The 17,959-nt window shown below is 61.8% G+C and carries 22 protein-coding genes; 16 read left to right on the top strand and 6 right to left on the bottom strand.

Going from position 1 to position 17,959, the window contains the following annotated elements:
• Positions 1–321 precede the first annotated feature (321 nt).
• The 7 genes from CKW09_RS18025 (at position 322) to CKW09_RS18000 (ending at position 4,626) form a co-directional block, all read left to right on the top strand.
• Positions 322–579 carry a phage holin, lambda family gene (locus tag CKW09_RS18025; protein ID WP_231922082.1) on the top strand — a complete coding sequence of 86 codons (258 nt, stop codon included), beginning with the start codon at positions 322–324 and terminating at the stop codon, positions 577–579.
• Positions 569–970, top strand: coding sequence for a M15 family metallopeptidase (locus CKW09_RS18020; protein WP_061799389.1), 402 nt, complete (start codon positions 569–571; stop codon positions 968–970). Before CKW09_RS18025 ends, CKW09_RS18020 begins: the two co-directional genes overlap by 11 nt.
• On the top strand, positions 967–1,347 hold the full coding sequence (locus CKW09_RS18015; RefSeq protein ID WP_061799384.1) for a DUF2570 family protein: 381 nt from the start codon (positions 967–969) through the stop codon (positions 1,345–1,347). The genes CKW09_RS18020 and CKW09_RS18015 overlap by 4 nt, the downstream gene beginning before the upstream one ends.
• Positions 1,328–1,501 (top strand): Rz1-like lysis system protein LysC, encoded by a 174-nt coding sequence (gene lysC, locus CKW09_RS24755; RefSeq protein WP_165283073.1) that lies wholly within the window; start codon positions 1,328–1,330, stop codon positions 1,499–1,501. The genes CKW09_RS18015 and lysC overlap by 20 nt, the downstream gene beginning before the upstream one ends.
• Positions 1,502–1,686: 185 nt before the next feature.
• A complete protein-coding gene (gene maeB / locus CKW09_RS18010; protein WP_095098647.1) occupies positions 1,687–3,966 on the top strand; it encodes an NADP-dependent oxaloacetate-decarboxylating malate dehydrogenase in 2,280 nt (759 codons plus the stop codon).
• Between the two features lie 97 nt (positions 3,967–4,063).
• Positions 4,064–4,273 carry a type II toxin-antitoxin system Phd/YefM family antitoxin gene (locus tag CKW09_RS18005; protein WP_061799380.1) on the top strand — a complete coding sequence of 70 codons (210 nt, stop codon included), beginning with the start codon at positions 4,064–4,066 and terminating at the stop codon, positions 4,271–4,273.
• Complete coding sequence (locus tag CKW09_RS18000; RefSeq protein ID WP_061799378.1) at positions 4,270–4,626, top strand: type II toxin-antitoxin system death-on-curing family toxin; 357 nt, start codon at positions 4,270–4,272, stop codon at positions 4,624–4,626. The genes CKW09_RS18005 and CKW09_RS18000 overlap by 4 nt, the downstream gene beginning before the upstream one ends.
• Positions 4,627–4,631: 5 nt before the next feature.
• Here CKW09_RS18000 and mmuM read toward each other — a convergent pair whose 3' ends face one another.
• Positions 4,632–5,570 carry a homocysteine S-methyltransferase gene (gene mmuM, locus CKW09_RS17995; protein WP_061799377.1) on the bottom strand — a complete coding sequence of 313 codons (939 nt, stop codon included), beginning with the start codon at positions 5,568–5,570 and terminating at the stop codon, positions 4,632–4,634.
• The gene (gene mmuP / locus CKW09_RS17990) at positions 5,560–6,969 is read right to left on the bottom strand and encodes an S-methylmethionine permease (protein WP_095098639.1); all 1,410 of its coding nucleotides are present in this window, start codon (positions 6,967–6,969) and stop codon (positions 5,560–5,562) included. The genes mmuM and mmuP overlap by 11 nt, the downstream gene beginning before the upstream one ends.
• Positions 6,970–7,162: 193 nt before the next feature.
• On the opposite strand from mmuP, the gene CKW09_RS17985 reads away from it, so the two are divergent.
• Positions 7,163–8,002, top strand: a complete 840-nt coding sequence (locus tag CKW09_RS17985) for a ChaN family lipoprotein (protein WP_095098633.1) — start codon at positions 7,163–7,165, stop codon at positions 8,000–8,002.
• Positions 8,003–8,020: 18 nt separating this feature from the next.
• Here the strand turns inward: CKW09_RS17985 and CKW09_RS17980 are convergent, their stop codons facing one another.
• From CKW09_RS17980 to amiA, 3 genes are all read right to left on the bottom strand, one after another.
• A complete protein-coding gene (locus tag CKW09_RS17980; RefSeq protein ID WP_061799412.1) occupies positions 8,021–8,476 on the bottom strand; it encodes a YaiI/YqxD family protein in 456 nt (151 codons plus the stop codon).
• Positions 8,476–9,396, bottom strand: coding sequence for an oxygen-dependent coproporphyrinogen oxidase (gene hemF / locus CKW09_RS17975; RefSeq protein WP_095098630.1), 921 nt, complete (start codon positions 9,394–9,396; stop codon positions 8,476–8,478). The genes CKW09_RS17980 and hemF overlap by 1 nt, the downstream gene beginning before the upstream one ends.
• Positions 9,397–9,465: 69 nt before the next feature.
• The gene (amiA, locus tag CKW09_RS17970) at positions 9,466–10,356 is read right to left on the bottom strand and encodes an N-acetylmuramoyl-L-alanine amidase AmiA (RefSeq protein WP_095098627.1); all 891 of its coding nucleotides are present in this window, start codon (positions 10,354–10,356) and stop codon (positions 9,466–9,468) included.
• A 204-nt stretch (positions 10,357–10,560) separates the two neighbouring features.
• On the opposite strand from amiA, the gene CKW09_RS17965 reads away from it, so the two are divergent.
• Positions 10,561–10,986: a GNAT family acetyltransferase gene (locus tag CKW09_RS17965; RefSeq protein WP_061799365.1), complete on the top strand. Its 426-nt coding sequence runs from the start codon at positions 10,561–10,563 to the stop codon at positions 10,984–10,986.
• Between the two features lie 42 nt (positions 10,987–11,028).
• Here the strand turns inward: CKW09_RS17965 and CKW09_RS17960 are convergent, their stop codons facing one another.
• Positions 11,029–11,427 carry a YgiW/YdeI family stress tolerance OB fold protein gene (locus CKW09_RS17960; protein WP_061799363.1) on the bottom strand — a complete coding sequence of 133 codons (399 nt, stop codon included), beginning with the start codon at positions 11,425–11,427 and terminating at the stop codon, positions 11,029–11,031.
• 171 nt (positions 11,428–11,598) lie between these two features.
• Here CKW09_RS17960 and CKW09_RS17955 point away from each other — a divergent pair, with 171 nt between their 5' ends.
• The 7 genes from CKW09_RS17955 to cysA all read left to right on the top strand — a co-directional run bounded on the left by CKW09_RS17955 (position 11,599) and on the right by cysA (position 17,886).
• Complete coding sequence (locus CKW09_RS17955) at positions 11,599–12,063, top strand: DUF2919 domain-containing protein (RefSeq protein ID WP_061799361.1); 465 nt, start codon at positions 11,599–11,601, stop codon at positions 12,061–12,063.
• A gap of 156 nt (positions 12,064–12,219) precedes the next feature.
• On the top strand, positions 12,220–12,804 hold the full coding sequence (locus tag CKW09_RS17950) for an RpoE-regulated lipoprotein (protein ID WP_061799359.1): 585 nt from the start codon (positions 12,220–12,222) through the stop codon (positions 12,802–12,804).
• A gap of 168 nt (positions 12,805–12,972) precedes the next feature.
• On the top strand, positions 12,973–13,872 hold the full coding sequence (locus CKW09_RS17945; protein WP_061799357.1) for a Dyp-type peroxidase: 900 nt from the start codon (positions 12,973–12,975) through the stop codon (positions 13,870–13,872).
• A 204-nt stretch (positions 13,873–14,076) separates the two neighbouring features.
• The gene (locus CKW09_RS17940; protein ID WP_061799355.1) at positions 14,077–15,099 is read left to right on the top strand and encodes a sulfate ABC transporter substrate-binding protein; all 1,023 of its coding nucleotides are present in this window, start codon (positions 14,077–14,079) and stop codon (positions 15,097–15,099) included.
• Positions 15,100–15,933 carry a sulfate/thiosulfate ABC transporter permease CysT gene (cysT, locus tag CKW09_RS17935; protein WP_061799354.1) on the top strand — a complete coding sequence of 278 codons (834 nt, stop codon included), beginning with the start codon at positions 15,100–15,102 and terminating at the stop codon, positions 15,931–15,933.
• Positions 15,933–16,808: a sulfate/thiosulfate ABC transporter permease CysW gene (gene cysW, locus CKW09_RS17930; protein ID WP_061799353.1), complete on the top strand. Its 876-nt coding sequence runs from the start codon at positions 15,933–15,935 to the stop codon at positions 16,806–16,808. Before cysT ends, cysW begins: the two co-directional genes overlap by 1 nt.
• Complete coding sequence (cysA, locus tag CKW09_RS17925) at positions 16,798–17,886, top strand: sulfate/thiosulfate ABC transporter ATP-binding protein CysA (RefSeq protein WP_061799350.1); 1,089 nt, start codon at positions 16,798–16,800, stop codon at positions 17,884–17,886. The genes cysW and cysA overlap by 11 nt, the downstream gene beginning before the upstream one ends.
• The last annotated feature ends 73 nt before the right edge of the window (positions 17,887–17,959 follow it).

Below are 17,959 nucleotides of genomic sequence, written 5' to 3'. Positions count from 1 at the left end.
AACTCCCGGAGTCATTAGCCATTATTTATGGAATAAAGAGAAGTCGAAATAAATCACCATAAGCATGAGTTTTTATTAATTGGCCCGCACGGGGCGATATGGGTTGTGTCAGTCGTCAGCGTGAATGAATTTGACCCTAGGCCATGTATTTATTCATTTGCTTTGTTATAGCATCCTTCACTAGATTCAAACTGTCCGATGTCCCAGCGGCCGTGATTGGCATTTGATTAAAAATAAAACCGGAGGAGAGCGATGTCCAGCTTAGAGCCAGACGCTGTCGGCTTAATTATTCAGCGAGCCTGTGAATACCTGCAGCCGGTAATGAACGCCATCCTGGCGGGGGTGATGGCGTTATTGCACGGCGCCTATCGCAACGTGGGCATTCGGCGGCGTTTATTAAATGCCGCCATGTGCGCGCTGTTGGCGTGGACGGTGCGAGATGCCCTGGCATTGATGGGCTGGGAATTAAAGTGGGCCAATTTAGCCAGCGTGTTGATTGGCTTTATGGGGGCGGATTATATCGGCGCCTTGATTAAAAAATTCATTGGCAAAAAAACGGGGTTTAAAAATGTTAAATGAAATTGAGGATATTCGCTTCACCGCCCGCAGCGAAGAAAATCTGGCGGGCGTGCATCCCGATCTGGTGCGGGTGATCCGCCTGGCGCTGCGTTATTCGCTGGTGCCGTTCTCCGTCAGCGAAGGCTTGCGCAGCATGGCGCGCCAGCGCGAAATGCTGCGCGCCGGCAAAAGCCAAACCTTGCGCAGCCGCCATCTGACCGGCCACGCGGTGGACGTGGTGGCGATGCCGGCGGGCGTGGTGTCCTGGGAGTGGGATTATTACGCGCAGATCGCGGTGGCGGTGCGGCGCGCGGCGCGCGAGTGCGGCGTTGGCGTTGAATGGGGCGGCGAATGGAAAACGCTGAAGGACGGGCCGCATTTCCAGCTTTCGTTCCGGGACTACCCGGCATGAGCGCCTGGCTGCAGCGCTTGGCGCAGGGCGGGATGTTGCTGCTGTTGCTGGCGGCCATTTGCCTCGGCGGCTACAGCTCGCTGCTGTCGCACCGGCTGGAGCTGGCGCGGCAGCAGGCGGCGGAGCAGCAAAAGAGCCTGGCGCAGCAGGCCGGGCTGATCGCCGCCTTGCAAACCCAGGAGGCGCAGAATCGCGCGCTGATGGCGGCGCAGCAGCGGCAGGAACGCCAGCTGCGTCAGCAAGGCGACATTTATCAGAGGAAATACCGTGAAGCGATTAAACATGATCCCTGCGCCGCTCAGCCTATGCCTGGCGCTGTGCTTGAGCTCCTGCGCCAATCCGCCGGCGGCGCGGCCGGTGCCGCTGTTGCCCCCTGAGTCGGTGTTCGTTCCCTGCGAACTGCCGCCCCTGCCGGGCGAGACCTGGGGGGATGCGCTGAGCTACGCCCTGGCGTTACAAACCTCGTTACAAATCTGCGCCGGCCAGGTGGCGGCGCTCAACGCCTGGCGCGCCGCGCTGCCGTCGCATTGACGGCAGTTTTTTTCTTGCCCGTCCTGTGGTACTTCTTTTTTTACTTTTATAAAAGTATTTCGACCAAGGTTATGGCCCGCTTCAAAGTTTGTGACGTTTCTCTCACTATACTGGTCTAGCCTTAAAGCTTTACCGATCTGACAAGCCTTACCTCAACATAAAAGCAAAAAGCAAAGGAATCCATAATGGACGAACAGCTCAAACAGAGTGCCCTTGATTTCCATCAGTTTCCGGTCCCAGGGAAGATCCAGGTATCTCCGACCAAACCGCTGGCCACCCAGCGCGATCTGGCGCTGGCCTATTCGCCGGGCGTCGCCGCGCCCTGTCTGGAAATTGCCGCAGATCCGCTGGCGGCCTATAAATACACCGCGCGCGGCAACCTGGTGGCGGTCATTTCCAACGGCACGGCGGTGCTGGGCCTGGGCAATATCGGCGCGTTGGCCGGTAAGCCGGTGATGGAGGGCAAGGGCGTCCTGTTCAAGAAGTTTTCCGGTATCGACGTGTTCGATATCGAAGTGGACGAGCATAACCCCGACAAGCTAATCGATATTATCGCCGCGCTGGAGCCGACCTTCGGCGGCATCAACCTGGAAGACATCAAGGCGCCGGAGTGTTTCTACATCGAGCAGAAACTGCGCGAACGCATGAAGATCCCGGTGTTTCACGACGATCAGCACGGCACGGCGATCATCACTACCGCCGCGGTGCTCAACGGCCTGCGGGTGGTGAAAAAGAACATCTCCGACGTGCGGCTGGTGGTGTCCGGCGCCGGCGCGGCGTCGATCGCCTGTCTGAACCTGCTGGTGGCGTTGGGCCTGCGCCAGCAGAACATCACCGTTTGCGATTCCAAAGGGGTGATCTACAAGGGCCGCGAGGCCAACATGGAGCAGACCAAAGCGGCCTACGCGATCGACGATAACGGCCGGCGCACGCTGGCCGACGCCATTCCGGACGCCGACATCTTCCTCGGCTGTTCCGGCCCCGGCGTGCTGACGCAGGACATGGTGAAAACCATGGCGCGCGATCCGCTGATCATGGCGCTGGCCAACCCGGAACCGGAAATTCTGCCGCCGCTGGCCAAAGCGGTGCGCCCGGACGCCATCATCTGCACCGGCCGTTCCGACTACCCGAACCAGGTGAACAACGTATTGTGCTTCCCGTTCATCTTCCGCGGCGCGCTGGACGTGGGCGCTACCACCATCAACGAAGAGATGAAGCTGGCCTGCGTGCACGCCATCGCCGACCTGGCGCTGGCGGAACAGAGCGACGTGGTGGCCTCCGCCTATGACGATCAGGATCTGTCCTTCGGCCCGGACTACATCATTCCCAAGCCTTTCGACCCGCGCCTGATTGTCAAAATCGCGCCGGCGGTGGCCAGGGCGGCGATGGACTCCGGCGTGGCGACGCGCCCGATCGAGGACTTCGACGCCTACGTGGAGAAGCTGGCCGAGTTCGTCTACAAAACCAACCTGTTCATGAAACCGATCTTCTCGCAGGCGCGCAAAGAGGTGAAGCGCGTGGTGCTGGCGGAAGGCGAAGAAGAGCGCGTGCTGCACGCCACTCAGGAGCTGGTGTCGCAGGGCCTGGCCTACCCGATCCTGGTCGGCCGCCCGAGCGTGATCGAGATGCGCCTGAAAAAGCTTGGCCTGCAGCTGACGCCGGGCCAGGATTTCGAGGTGGTGAACAACGAATCCGACCCGCGCTTCAACGAATACTGGGGCGAGTACTACCAGATCATGAAGCGTCGCGGCGTTTCGCAGGAGCAGGCGCGCCGCGCGGTGATCGGCAACCCGACGCTGATCGCCGCCATCATGCTGCACCGCGGCGAAGCGGACGCGATGATCTGCGGTACCATCGGCAGCTACCATGAACACTACGAGGTGGTGAAAAACGTGTTCGGCTTCCGCGAAGGAGCGCACGTCGCCGGCGCGATGAACGCGCTGCTGCTGCCGAGCGGCAACACCTTTATCGCCGATACCTACGTCAACGACGATCCGACGCCGGAACAGCTGGCGGAAATCACCCTGATGGCGGCGGAAACCGTGCGCCGCTTCGGCATCGAGCCGAAGGTGGCGTTGCTGTCCCATTCCAGCTTCGGCTCGTCCGACTGTCCGGCGGCGCGCAAGATGCGCAAGACGCTGGAGCTGGTGAATGAGCTGGCGCCGGAGCTGGAGATCGACGGCGAAATGCACGGCGACGCCGCGCTGGTGGAGAGCATTCGTCACGATCTGATGCCGGACAGCCCGCTGAAAGGCTCGGCCAACCTGCTGATCATGCCGAACATGGAAGCGGCGCGCATCAGCTACAACCTGCTGCGCGTTTCCTGCTCGGAAGGGGTGACCGTCGGGCCGGTGCTGATGGGGGTGTCCAAGCCGGTGCATATCCTGACGCCGATCGCCTCGGTGCGCCGCATCGTCAATATGGTGGCGCTGGCGGTGGTGGAAGCCCAGACCGAACCGCTATAAGCCCGGCGTGATATCGCGCCCCCTGCCGCCGTTGGCGCAGGGGGCTTTTTTATGGTACAAATATCGCTCAAACATGTACATGTACAGGTAATGCCACATGACGACAATCAGCTATACCTCGGCGAGAAATAACTTGGCTGAGGTTTTTCAGGAAGCGCAAAATCAACCGGTCGAAGTCACCCGCCGCGGCCACGACGAGGTCTATATCATCAGCAAGGCAGACTATGAGGTATTGGTTAAAGCCAAAGTGAAAGCGCGTATTCAGCTCAAACATGCAGATACCATTAATGCATTGGCGGATAGATGATTTTTTTGACCGCAGAGGATATTGCGGAATTCAATGCTGAAATTGTGCCTCAAGGGCGCCAGGATGGCAGCAAGGTTGAGGCCGTGGCCAATAGAGTGCTTAATGCCTACCATTATGACAACGTCTCGGATATCTATCATCTCGCCGCTATCTATCTGATAGCTATCAGCCAGGGGCATATCTTCCTCGATGGCAATAAACGAACGGCTTTTCAGAGCATGGCGCTGTTTCTCGGCATCAATGGCATCGCATTACGGGAAGATGCGAAATTGGTCGAGTTAACGGTTGAGGCGGCGAAAGGCCGCCTCAATGCTGTAGAAACTGCAAAGCAGTTGCGCCAGTTAACTGAATAGTTGGTTTATGCCCTGCAGCGCTCGGCGATGGCGCGGATATCCCGCGGGGTAGTGCGGCAGCAGCCGCCAATCAGCCGTGCGCCGAGGGCTTGCCATTCAGCGGCCTGTTCCGTCAGGCTGCCGTGTTCGCCGCCGCAGGCGTGCCAGGTTTTGCTGACCGCGTCGTAATGCTCGCCGGAGTTCGGATAGACCAGCAGCGGTTTATCGGCCAGCCCGGCCAACTGCCGCAGCGCCGGGGCGACCTGATCCAGCGCGATGCAGTTGAGGCCGATGGCCAGCACCTGCGGGTTGCCGCGCAGCGCCGCCAGCACCTCGGCCAGCGGCGTGCCGTCGCTGAGGTGCCGGCTGTCGCGCAGCGTGAAAGCGAACCAGGCGCCGAGCGTCGGGAATTCCCGCAGCAGCGCCAGCAACGCCTGCAGTTCGCCGAACGACGGCAGCGTCTCGCAGGCCAGCAGATCGACGCCGGCGGCGGCCAGCGCGGCGATGCGCGGGCGGTGGAAGGCCATCATCTCTTCCTGCGGCAGCCGGTAGTCGCCGCGGTATTCGGAGCCGTCGGCCAGATAGGCGCCGTAGGGGCCTACCGAACCGGCGACCAGCAGCGGCGCGGCCTGCGGCTGGGCCGCCAGATAATCGCTGCGCGCCTGCTGCGCCAGCTGCACGCTTTTGGCGATCAGCGCCAGCGACTGCGCGTGATCCAGCCCGCGGCGCAGAAAGCCCTGCGGCGTGGCCTGGTAGCTGGCGGTAATGGCGCACTGCGCCCCGGCGTTGAAATAGTCGAGATGCACCTGATAAATCAGCTCGGGATTTTCAATCAGCACCTTGGCGGACCACAGCGGATCGCTGAGATCGCAGCCGCGCGCCTCCAGCTCGGTGGCCAGGGCGCCGTCCAGGATCAGGGTAGGGTGGTCGGCCAACAGTTGGGCGACGGGGTTGTTAACCGGCATGGTTTTCTCCCAAAGCGTTTTTTTGCCCGGCGCGGCGGGTCAGGTAATAGGCGGCGTAACACAGGGCGACAAACGGCAGCCCGCAATACAGGGCGATGCGCTGTTCCGGATCGAACGCCAGCCCGATACAGGCCAGCAGGCACAGCGCGAAGCCGAGGATCGGCGTCAGCGGGTAGCCCGGCGCACGGTACTTCAGCCCGTCGATCGGCTGGCCGCTGCGCAGGTAATGGCGACGGAAGGCATAATGCGCGGCGCAGATGCTCAGCCACACCGCCACCACCGCGAAGCCGGAGATCGCCGACAGCGCAACGAACACCGTGTCGGGGGCGATCACGCTGGTCAGCAGCGCCAATACGCCGCCGAGCATGCTGAAGGTCAGCGCGTTGATCGGGATGCCGCGCCGGTTGACGCGGGAAAAATAGGCCGGCAGGGTGCGCTGGTTGGCCAGCGACCACAGCATGCGCCCGGAGGCGTAGAGGCCGGAGTTGGCCGCCGACAGAATGGCGGTCAGGATCACGAAGTTGAAAATATCGGCGGCGTAGGGCACGCCGATGCGCTCGAACACCAGCACGAACGGGCTTTTGACGATCCCGGCCTGATCCATCGGGATCAGCGCCGCCAGAATAAACACCGTGCCGATAAAGAACAGCATCAGGCGGACTACCGTGGTGCGGATCGCCAGCGGCACGACCTTTTCCGGGTTCTCGGTTTCGCCGGCGGCGATGCCGATAAGCTCGGTGCCGGAAAAGGCGAAGTTCACCGCCACCATGGTCATCAGGATGGGCAGGGTGCCGTTCGGCAGCCAGCCGGAGGCGGTCAGGTTGTGCAGGAACGGCGCCGGCGTGCCGTCCTTCATCGGCAGCAGGCCGAACATGGCGGCGCCGCCCAAAATGATGAACGCCAGAATGGTCACCACCTTGATCAGCGAGAACCAGAATTCGCTTTCGGCGAAGAAGCGGGTGGTCACCACGTTAAGCAGGAAAATGGCCGCGCAGAAAATCAGGCACCACAGCCACACCGGCGACTGCGGGAACCAATACTGCATGCAGAAACCGGCGGCGGTCAGGCTGGAGCCCAGCGCCACCGTCCAGGTCAGCCAGTACAGCCAGGCCACGGTATAGCCGGTGGCCGGGCCCAGATAGCGCGAAGCGTAGACGTGAAAGGCGCCGGTTTCCGGCATCGCTACCGACAGCTCCCCCAGGCACAGCATCACCAGATACACCACCAGCGCGCCGATCAGATAGGCCAGCAGGGTGCCGAGGGCGCCGGTGGTGGAAATGATGTAGCCGGTGTTGAAGAACAACCCGGTGCCGATCACGCCGCCCAGCGACAGCATCACCAGATGCCGGGCCTTCATGCTGCGTTTGAATTGCCCTGTGGCGGGAGCGGGTGAGTGCATAATAATTTATCCGTATGGACGTCTAAGCTGCTAAATGGCTATTGGTTATACCCGCAATGTTCGGTGAAATCAATGCGCGGCACGCGGACCGCGGATAAAAAATCGTTAACCGGGCCGCAGGAGCGAAAGCGCTCTATATGCAAATGATAATTATTATCTATAATGGCGCCACTTTTGATAACAGGGCAACAGCATGAGATTTCTGATTTTACTGGCCGCATTGGCGCTTGCCGCCTGTAGCCATAGGCCGCCGACGCCGCCGCAAAACGACGTGCAGCGCCTGGGCAGCATCACCGATTTGCGCAGCGGCGCAACCCTGACGCCCGAGCAGCTGCTGGCCCGGCTGGCGGCGCAGCCGCGGGTGATCGTCGGCGAAAAACACGACAACCCATACCACCATCGGATTGAGCTGTGGCTGGTGCAGCAGCTGCCGCAGCTGCGGCCGCAGGGCAGCGTGCTGATGGAGATGATCAATCCGAATCAGCAGGCCAGGGTGGATAAGGTCAAAAGCTGGCTGCAGGGCAATACGGCGGTGCGCGATACCCGCGTCGCCGAGCTGATTGACTGGCAGCCGGGCTGGAAATGGGCAGGCTATGGCGAAGTGACGATGGCGGCGATGCGCGCGCCGTACCCGCTGTGGTCGGCCAACCTGGATCGCAGCGAGATAGTGGCGTTTTATCAGCGGCCAGAATTCCCGCCGGGCGTGCTGTCGGTGCGGCCGGAGGTGCGGCGGGCGCTGGCGGAGACCATCCGCAATTCGCACGGCGGTGAGATCGAGGCCGGGCAACTGCGCGCGATGCTGGCGATCCAACAGCAGCGCGACCGGCGCATGGCCGAGCGGTTGCTGGCGGCGCCGACGCCGGCGCTGCTGATCGCCGGCGGTTATCACGCGGCGAAAACGCTGGGGGTGCCGCTGCACGTGCAGGATCTGCAGCCGGCGGCGCTGCCGACGGTGCTGATGCTGGCTGAGCCTGGCGTGCAGGTGGATAAGCAGGTCGCGGACTATCTGTGGATCACACCATCAGTCAAATGAATGTGTTAAAACGGCAAGTCACTGCGCCCGTTTCGCCTGCTGCAGCCACTTGTCCAGTTCGTTGGCGAACTGCTGGCGGTCGCGCTGGTTCAGCGCATTCGGGCCGCCGGTCTGGATGCCGCTGGAGCGCAGGGTATCCATAAAGTCGCGCATGTTGAGGCGTTCGCGGATGGTGTCCGGCGTGTAACGTTCGCCGCGCGGATTCAGCGCGATGGCGCCTTTTTCTATCACCTCCGCCGCCAGCGGGATGTCGGCGGTGATCACCAGATCGCCTTTTGCGCAGCGGCGCACGATCTCGTTATCCGCCACGTCGAAGCCGGCCGCCACCTGCAGGGTACGGATAAACTTCGACGGCGGGGTTTTCAGCGGCTGGTTGGCCACCAGCGTCACCGGCACGGCGGTGCGATCGGCGGCGCGGAACAGCACTTCCTTGATGACGTTCGGACAGGCGTCCGCATCGACCCAAATCTGCATCATTCAGGCTCCTTCAGCCAGTCGCGCACCGGCAGGAAATCGCGGTACAGCGCGGCTTCCGGGCCGTCGGCCGGCGGCTGGTAGTTGTATTCCCAGCGCACCAGCGGCGGCATCGACATCAGGATGGATTCGGTGCGGCCGCCGGTTTGCAGGCCGAACAGCGTGCCGCGGTCCCACACCAGGTTGAACTCCACGTAGCGGCCGCGGCGATACAGCTGGAACTGGCGCTCGCGCTCGCCCCAGGCCCGCGTTTTGCGCTTTTCGACGATCGGCAGGTAGGCGTCGAGGAAGCCTTCCCCCACCGCGCGGGTGAAGGCGAAGCAGTGGTCAAAGTCCGGCGTGTTCAGGTCGTCGAAGAACAGGCCGCCGATGCCGCGCGCCTCGTTGCGGTGCTTGATGAAGAAGTAATCGTCGCACCACTTTTTGTATTTGGGGTAGACCTCGTCGCCGAAGGGGGCGCACAGCCGTTCGGCGGTGCGGTGCCAGTGCACCGCGTCCTCTTCGAAGCCGTAGAACGGCGTCAGGTCGAAGCCGCCGCCGAACCACCACACCGGCTCTTCACCCGGTTTTTCGGCGATAAAGAAGCGCACGTTGGCATGGCTGGTGGGAATGTACGGGCTGAGCGGGTGCACCACCAGCGAGACGCCCATCGCCTGGAAGCTGCGGCCGGCCAGTTCCGGGCGGTGCGCGGTGGCGGAGGCGGGCAGGGTGGCGCCGGATACGTGGGAAAAGTTTACCCCCGCCTGTTCGAACACCGCGCCGTTGGTCAGCACGCGGCTGCGGCCGCCGCCGCCCTCTTCACGCGTCCATTGGTCTTCGGCGAAAACGGCGCCGCCGTCGGCCTGCGCCAGCTGCGCGCAGATGCGGTCCTGCAGCGCCAGCAGGAAGGATTTTACTTCAGCGATGGTGGGTAAACTCATGCGGGATTATTCACAGCGTCTGACTGAACAAGGTGCAGAGTATACCTTTATTCGCCGCCGTCGGCAGCATCAGCGCGGTTTTCGCTGATGGCTGTCGTAATAGCTGAAGAAATTGATCACCCCGTCGGCGATGGCGCGGGCGATTTTTTCGCGGAAGGCGGTGGTGCCCAGCAGCCGCTCCTCGCCCGGGTTGGTGATGAACGAGGTTTCCACCAGCACCGAGGGAATGGACGGGGATTTCAACACCGCAAACGCCGCCTGCTCGGTGCTGTCGCTGTGCAGATGGTGCACCGGGCGGATTTGGCCGAGCACGTGGCGGCCAAGCGTCAGGCTGTTGTTGATGGTGTCGGTCTGCACCAGATCGAACAGCACCTGCTGCAGGTAGTTGTCCTGATCCTTGTATTTGCCGCCGGCCACGTCATCGGCGGCGTTCTCGCGGTTGGACAGATAGCGCGCCATGGCGCTGCTGGCGCCGCGGTTGGAGAGGGCGAACACCGAGGCGCCCGAGGCCGTCGGGCTGGTGAAGCCGTCGGCGTGGATCGAGATGAACAGGTCGGCCTGGTGCTGGTGCGCGATCTCCACCCGCTGGAACAGCGGAATGAATTCGTCTTCCTCGCGCGTCAGGCGCGCCTCGACGTGATCGTGTTCGTGCAGGAAGCGGCGCACGTGGTTGGCTATCTCCAGCACCACGTGTTTTTCCTGTGAACCTTCATGGCCGACCGCGCCGGAATCGATGCCGCCGTGGCCGGGATCGATCATCACCACCCGCTTGCTGCCGGTCGGTTTTGGCGCCGGTTTGCTGTGCTGCTGGCTGCGCAGCATGCCGCCGGATTCGGCCGTGGCGCTGCGGCTGTTGGCGCCGAGCAGCGCCACGGCCAGGCCGGAGAGCAAAAGTTGACGTCGCGTGGGGGAAACGGAAAGCGGTTTAAAATTGAGGAATTGTTTAACCTGCTTTTTCATTACGCGACGCTCCATCGATAATTTCTATTTTGCGACGTTATATCGTATTGATAATCATTAATCGACCTGATAACTATTTCCATTTATTACGCCGGTTACCGGCAAAACCTGTCAAATAGCGCGGTAAATCGCAGTTTGATATTGCGTATGTGAATAATCACGCGATAATCAGATAAACACCTTAATTAACAGCGGCCAACATCGATGGAAATTCGCGTATTTCGACAAGACGACTTTGAAGAGGTCATTACCCTGTGGGAGCGCTGCGACCTGCTGCGGCCGTGGAACGATCCGGAGATGGATATCGAGCGCAAGCTGAACCACGATCCCGAGCTGTTCCTGGTGGCGGAAGTGGGCGGTGAGGTGGTCGGTTCGGTGATGGGCGGTTACGACGGCCACCGCGGCTCGGCCTATTACCTGGGCGTGCACCCGGATTACCGCGGGCGCGGCATCGCCAATGCGTTGATTAACCGCTTGGAGAAGAAACTGATCGCCCGCGGCTGCCCGAAGATCCAGCTGATGGTGCGCGAAGACAACGACACCGTGGTAGAGATGTACGAAAAGCTCGGCTACGAGATCCAGGGCGTGACCAGCCTGGGCAAGCGGTTGATCGAAGATCAGGAATATTGAGCCGCGCCGGGGCGGCGTCGTTTCTCCGCCCCGGGCCAGCCGTCACGGCAGCTTTTTGAGCGTTTTCACGTCCACTTCCACGCTGCTCCAGTCCTTGTCCACCTTGCCTTCCAGCTGCACTTTGTCCTTCGGCGTGATGGTCTGGCCGTTCCAGCGTTTCTTGTCGATCTCGACCGTCAGGGTGCCGCTGGCGTCGCGGAAGGTATAGGTATCGTCGCCGACGCGCTGCTCGATGTTGCCCTGCAGCATCACCCAGGCGTCGTCACTCATCGATTTTACCTTGTCGACGGTGGTCAGCGCGGCGCTGGGGCCGGAGAAACCGCCTTGCGGTTGGGTCTGCGTTTGCGCCTGCGGGGCGGAAGGGTCGAGGAACCCGCCCTGTTGAGCCAATACCGGTGCGCTGCACAGCGCGATCAATGCGGCCAGAGTCAGTTTTTTCATTTTTAGCTTCCTTATTTAATTCAAAAATCAGCACCCGGTCATTCGGGATTGCTTACGGGGTGATAATGATTAAAGCACAAGGATCTTAAGAGCTTCTTAAGCCGACGCATTGAAAAGCCCAACCTTGGCGCCCATGTGAAGGAGTCATCACCCTTTTGAAAGGAACGGCAGTTGAAGCAACGGGCATACCGATTTTCCCCTGACGACTACGATCAGCACGGCGCGTTGCGCCTGCCGGCGTGGTTTTGGGGCGTATTGATTTTACAGGCGCGCACCTGGCTGCTGTTTGTGATGGCCGGCGTTTCGCGCGAGCAGGGAAGCGGGCTGCTGACGCTGTTTTATCCGGATACCCAGCGCTTTTGGTACGGCATGCTGCTCGGGTTGCCGGCCGCGCTGGCGTTTCTACTCAGCGGCCGCCGTCATCCATGGCCGCGGCTGTGGCGCGCCTGGCGCTGGGTGCTGATCTGTTCGCTGCTGGCGGCGCTGGGCGGCTCGCTGTTCAGCCTGTGGCAGCAGGACGGCAATTCGCCGGCGCTGGAGCTGATGCTGGTGATGCTGGATGCGCTGGCGCTGGGCTATTTGCTGCTGAACGCGCGGCTGAAAGCCTGCTTCGCGCCGCAGGACGAAGCCGGGTAATTGCGGCGAAGTGCGGCACTTTTCGCATTTTGCGCACTCCAAGCTGGCAACCGATGGCGTAGCGCGCACAGTTGTGAGAGGCTGGCACGCAGCAAAACGCCGAGTGCGGCAGGGCGATCCCAGCGCCCCATGCCATTGATGTTAAGGAGCTATGAGATGAATATTCGCCCACTGCTGTTAGGGCTCCCGCTGTTACTGACCGGCTGTTCGACCATGTCCAACTTTTCCTGGTCCAGCCTGTCGCCGTTCAACTGGTTCGGCAGCAGCCTTGAAGTCGGCGCCAGGGGCGTTGGCAATCTTAACGCCGGCACGCCGATGTCGGAAACCGCCATCAACGACGGGCTGGACGGCAACTATCGCCTGCGCGGCGGCATGGCGACCAGCAATGGCCAGATCGTTTCCTACTATCAGGCGCTGTCCGGCGACGAGGTGAAGCTGGTGATCACCGGCGAACCCAAGGGCCACGTGCAGCGGGTGGACGTGATGGACCAAAAAGTGGCGACCGAATGGGGCAACAAGCTCGGCACGCCGTTCGGCGACATGTACAGCAAGGCTTTCGGCGCCTGCAAACCGGCCGAAGGCGAAGACGCCGGCAAGGTGGAGTGCGTGGCGGAGCAGAGCAAATACGTCTCCTACATCTTCAGCGGCAAGTGGGCCGGCCCGCAGGACATCATCCCGCCGGACGACACGCTGAAAAGCTGGACGGTCAGCAAGATTATCTGGCACGCCAAACCGCAGTAACCCTTTCGCCAACGGGCGCCTCGTGCGCGGCGCCCGCATTCCATACCGGGTACCCCCATTTTCTTTGCGCTGATGCAAGGCAATCCCGCGACCATGCGTTATGATAGCGCGTTCGTAACAGGGACCTCGGGCGGCGACCGCCCCGATTCAGGCATTGAGGAAAACAACATGACACAGGTTCAGAGCGGCATTTTATTGGAACACTGCCGTTTCGCCATTTTTATGGAAGCTACCGTACAGGGTGAATTTGCCGATTTGCGCCAGGGCTGCAAACAGTTTTGCCAGCGGCTGAGCGAGCTGCAGCAGCAGTTCCCGGATGCGCGTCTGGGCGCGGTGATCGCCTTCGGCTATGACGTCTGGCACGATCTGTCCAGCGGCCAGGGCGCCAAAGAGCTGAAACCCTTCACGCCGCTTGGCAAAGGGCTGGCGCCGGCCACCCAGCGCGACATGCTGATTCATATTCAATCCCTGCGTCATGACGTTAACTTCACGCTGGCGCAGGCCGCGCTGGCGGCGTTCGGCAATGCGGTCAAAATCGAAGAGGAAACCCATGGCTTCCGCTGGGTGGAAGAGCGCGATCTGAGCGGCTTCATCGACGGTACCGAAAATCCGCAGGGCGAGCAGCGCCCGGCAGTGGCGACCATCGCCGCAGGCGAAGAAGATGAGGGCGGCAGCTACGTGCTGGTGCAGCGCTACGAGCATAATCTGCGCCAGTGGCAGCGCTTCACCACCGAGCAGCAGGAGCAGATCATCGGCCGCACCAAGCACGACAGCGAAGAGCTGCCGGCGGACCAACGCCCGGAGACCTCGCACGTCAGCCGCGTCGATCTGCAGGAAAACGGCCAGGGCCTGAAGATATTGCGCCAGAGCCTGCCTTACGGCACCGCCAGCGGCAAGCACGGGCTGTACTTCATCGCCTACTGCGCGCGCCTGCACAACATCGAGCGGCAGTTGCTGAGCATGTTCGGCGAGCTGGACGGCAAACGCGACGCGATGCTGCGCTTCAGCCGCGCGGTCACCGGCAGCTACTACTTCGCCCCTTCGCTGACGCGCCTGCTGTCACTTTGACGCCTTCACCGGGGCCGGCGACGCCGGCTTCGGTGCCTGCCTTCCGCCTCGGCGAAACCGCTCCGCCCCTGCCTTATAGCGTTTGATGCTTGAAAATCACTAAACGGTATATAAAAGCGTTACAGCTCCGCACCTAGTTATAAATACACTGGTCATCAATAAGGCGAAAGCCTGAAAGATTGACTCAGTGAGCTAAGGTGCAGAATGAAACAAACCCGGGTTAAAAATATCGTGCTGAAAGGATGGCTGGCGGCGGCGCTGCTGGCCGGCGGCACCGCGTCGGCGGCGGAATTGCTGAACAGCTCCTATGACGTTTCCCGTGAATTGTTTACCGCGCTGAACCCCGGCTTCGAACAGCAGTGGAATCAGCAGCACCCGAACGACAAGCTGACCATCAAGCAATCTCACGCCGGCTCCTCCAAACAGGCGCTGGCGATCCTGCAAGGGCTGCGCGCCGACGTGGTGACCTACAACCAGGTCACCGACGTGCAGATCCTGCACGACCGCGGCCAGCTGATCCCGGCCGACTGGCAGTCGCGCCTGCCGAACAACAGCTCGCCGTTCTATTCCACCATGGCGTTCCTGGTGCGCAAGGACAACCCGAAGGGCATCCGCACCTGGAACGACCTGGTGCGCGACGACGTGAAGCTGGTGTTCCCGAACCCGAAAACCTCCGGCAACGGCCGTTACACCTATCTGGCCGCCTGGGGCGCAGCCAGCCAGGCCGACGGCAACGACCAGGCCAAGACCCGCGCCTTTATGACCCGTTTCCTGAAAAACGTGGTGGTCTTCGACACCGGCGGCCGCGGCGCGACCACCACCTTCGTCGAACGTGGCCTGGGCGACGTGCTGATCAGCTTCGAGTCTGAGGTGAACAACATCCGCAAGCAGTACGGCGAAGACAAATATGCAGTGATCGTACCGCCGGTCGATATCCTGGCGGAGTTCCCGGTGGCCTGGGTGGACAAAAACGTCGAGAGAAACGGCACCGCACAGGCGGCCAAGGACTACCTGAACTACCTCTACAGCCCGGCGGCGCAGCAGGTGATCACCAGCTTCTATTACCGCGTCTACGACCAGAAGGCGATGGCGGCGGCCAAAGGGCAGTTCCCGGACACCAGGCTGTTCCGGGTGGAAGATCAATTCGGCGGCTGGCCGCAGGTGATGAAAACCCATTTCGCCACCGGCGGCGAGTTGGACCGGCTGTTAGCGGCAGGGCATAAGTAAATGTTGTCGTTGTCCAGTAAACGGGTTCTGCCCGGATTCGGTCTCAGCCTCGGCAGCAGCCTGTTTTATACCTGCCTGATCCTGCTGCTGCCGCTCAGCGCGCTGGTGATGCAGCTGGCGCAGATGAGCCTGGCGCAGTATTGGGAGGTGATTTCCAATCCGCAGGTGGTGGCGGCCTATAAGGTCACGCTGCTGGCGGCGGGCGTCGCCAGCCTGTTCAACGCGGTGTTCGGCATGCTGATGGCCTGGATCCTGACCCGCTACCGTTTCCCCGGCCGTTCGCTGCTGGATGGCCTGATCGACCTGCCGTTCGCATTGCCGACGGCGGTGGCCGGCCTCACGCTGGCGGGGCTGTTCTCCACCACCGGCTGGTATGGCCAATGGCTGGCGCATTTTGACATCAAGGTCACCTTTACCTGGCTGGGTATCGCGGTGGCGATGGCCTTCACCAGCCTGCCGTTCGTGGTGCGCACCGTGCAACCGGTGCTGGAGGAGCTGGGGCCGGAATACGAAGAGGCGGCCGAAACTCTGGGCGCCACCCGCTGGCAAAGCTTCCGCCGCGTGGTGTTGCCCGAAGTGGCGCCGGCGCTGTTGGCCGGCACGGCGATCTCCTTTACCCGCAGCCTGGGCGAGTTCGGCGCGGTGATTTTCATCGCCGGCAACATCGCCTGGAAGACGGAAGTGACCTCGCTGATGATTTTTGTGCGCCTGCAGGAGTTCGATTATCCGGCGGCCAGCGCCATCGCATCGGTGATCCTGGCGGCGTCGCTGCTGCTGCTGTTCAGCATTAACGTTCTGCAGAGCCGCTTCGGCCGACGCATCGGGGGGCACTGATGGCTGATATTTCCGAGTTCAACGGCGTCGAGCGCCCGCGCGTCAACTGGGCCAAATGGTCGCTGATCGCCGTCGGCGTACTGTTCTCGGTGCTGCTGCTGGTGGTGCCGATGATTTCGATTTTCGCCGAGGCCTTCTCCAAGGGCGTTGGCGCGATGTGGGGCAACCTGCTCGATCCGGACATGCTGCACGCTATCTGGCTGACGGTATTGATCGCCTTGATCACCGTGCCGTTCAACCTGATTTTCGGCACGCTGCTGGCGTGGCTGGTGACGCGGTTCACCTTCCCGGGCCGCCAGCTGCTGCTGACGCTGATCGACATCCCGTTCGCCGTTTCGCCGGTGGTGGCGGGGCTGATTTATCTGCTGTTTTACGGCAGCAACGGCCTGCTGGGCGGCTGGCTGGATGCGCACAACGTCCAGATCATGTTCTCCTGGCCGGGCATGGTATTGGTGACCATCTTCGTCACCTGTCCGTTCGTGGTGCGAGAGCTGGTGCCGATGATGCTCAGCCAGGGCAGCCAGGAAGACGAAGCCGCCATTTTGCTGGGCGCCTCCGGCTGGCAGATGTTCCGCCGCGTGACGCTGCCGAACATTCGCTGGGCGCTGCTGTACGGCGTAGTGCTGACCAACGCGCGCGCCATCGGCGAATTCGGCGCGGTCTCGGTGGTGTCCGGTTCGATTCGCGGCGAAACCTACAGCCTGCCGCTGCAGGTTGAGCTGCTGCAGCAGGATTACAACACCGTCGGCTCCTTTACCGCCGCCGCGCTGCTGACCCTGATGGCGATAGTGACCCTATTTTTGAAAAGCGCTCTGCAATGGCGTCTGGAGCGTCAGAACGCACGGCTCGAGCGGGAGGAAAATCATGAGCATTGAGATTAACGGCATTAACAAGTTCTTCGGCCGCACCAAGGTATTGAACGACATCTCGCTCGATATTTCTTCCGGCGAGATGGTGGCGCTGCTGGGCCCGTCCGGCTCCGGCAAGACCACGCTGCTGCGCATTATCGCCGGGCTGGAAAGCCAGAGCGGCGGCAAGCTGGGCTTCCACGGCACCGACGTCAGCCGCATGCACGCGCGCGATCGGCGGGTGGGCTTCGTGTTCCAGCATTACGCGCTGTTCCGCCACATGACGGTGTTCGACAACATCGCCTTCGGCCTGAGCGTGCTGCCGCGTCGCGAACGCCCGAACGCCGCGGCGATCAAACAGAAAGTCACCCAGCTGCTGGAAATGGTGCAGCTGGGCCACCTGGCCAACCGCTATCCGTCGCAGCTGTCCGGCGGCCAGAAACAGCGCGTGGCGCTGGCGCGCGCGTTGGCGGTGGAACCGCAGATCCTGCTGCTGGATGAGCCTTTCGGCGCGCTGGACGCGCAGGTGCGCAAAGAGCTGCGCCGCTGGCTGCGTCAGCTGCACGAAGAGCTGAAATTCACCAGCGTGTTCGTTACCCACGATCAGGAAGAGGCGATGGAAGTGGCCGATCGCATCGTGGTGATGAGCCAGGGCAATATTGAACAGGTCGGTTCGCCGGTCGACATCATGCGCGAGCCGGCCAGCCGCTTCGTGCTGGAATTTATGGGCGAAGTGAACCGCCTGAACGGTGAAATCCGCGGGTCGCAGCTGTTCGTCGGCGCGCACCAATGGCCGCTGTCGTTCCAGCCGATGCATCAGGGCAGCGTCGATCTGTTCCTGCGCCCGTGGGAAATGGAGATCGCGACCGAGAGCAGCGAGCGTTGCCCGCTGCCGGTGCAGGTGCTGGAAGTCAGCCCGCGCGGGCATTTCTGGCAGCTGACGGTACAGCCGATCGGCTGGCATCAGGAGCCGATCAGCGTGGTGCTGCCGGAAGGCAACGCCACCCCGGTGCGCGGCGGCCGTTACTACGTCGGCAGCCTCAATGCGCGGCTGTACGCCGGCGATCAACTGCTGCAACCTGTTGCGTTAGCCAAAAGCGCCTGATAGTTTTTAGCAGCCAAGATTATTTTAAAGGCAACCCCGGGGTTGCCTTTTTACATTACGCACACCAACACAC

The organism is Serratia ficaria, from assembly GCF_900187015.1.
In the GTDB taxonomy this organism is placed as follows: Bacteria; Pseudomonadota; Gammaproteobacteria; order Enterobacterales; family Enterobacteriaceae; genus Serratia; species Serratia ficaria.
This window is presented reverse-complemented; position numbering and strand designations above follow the sequence as displayed.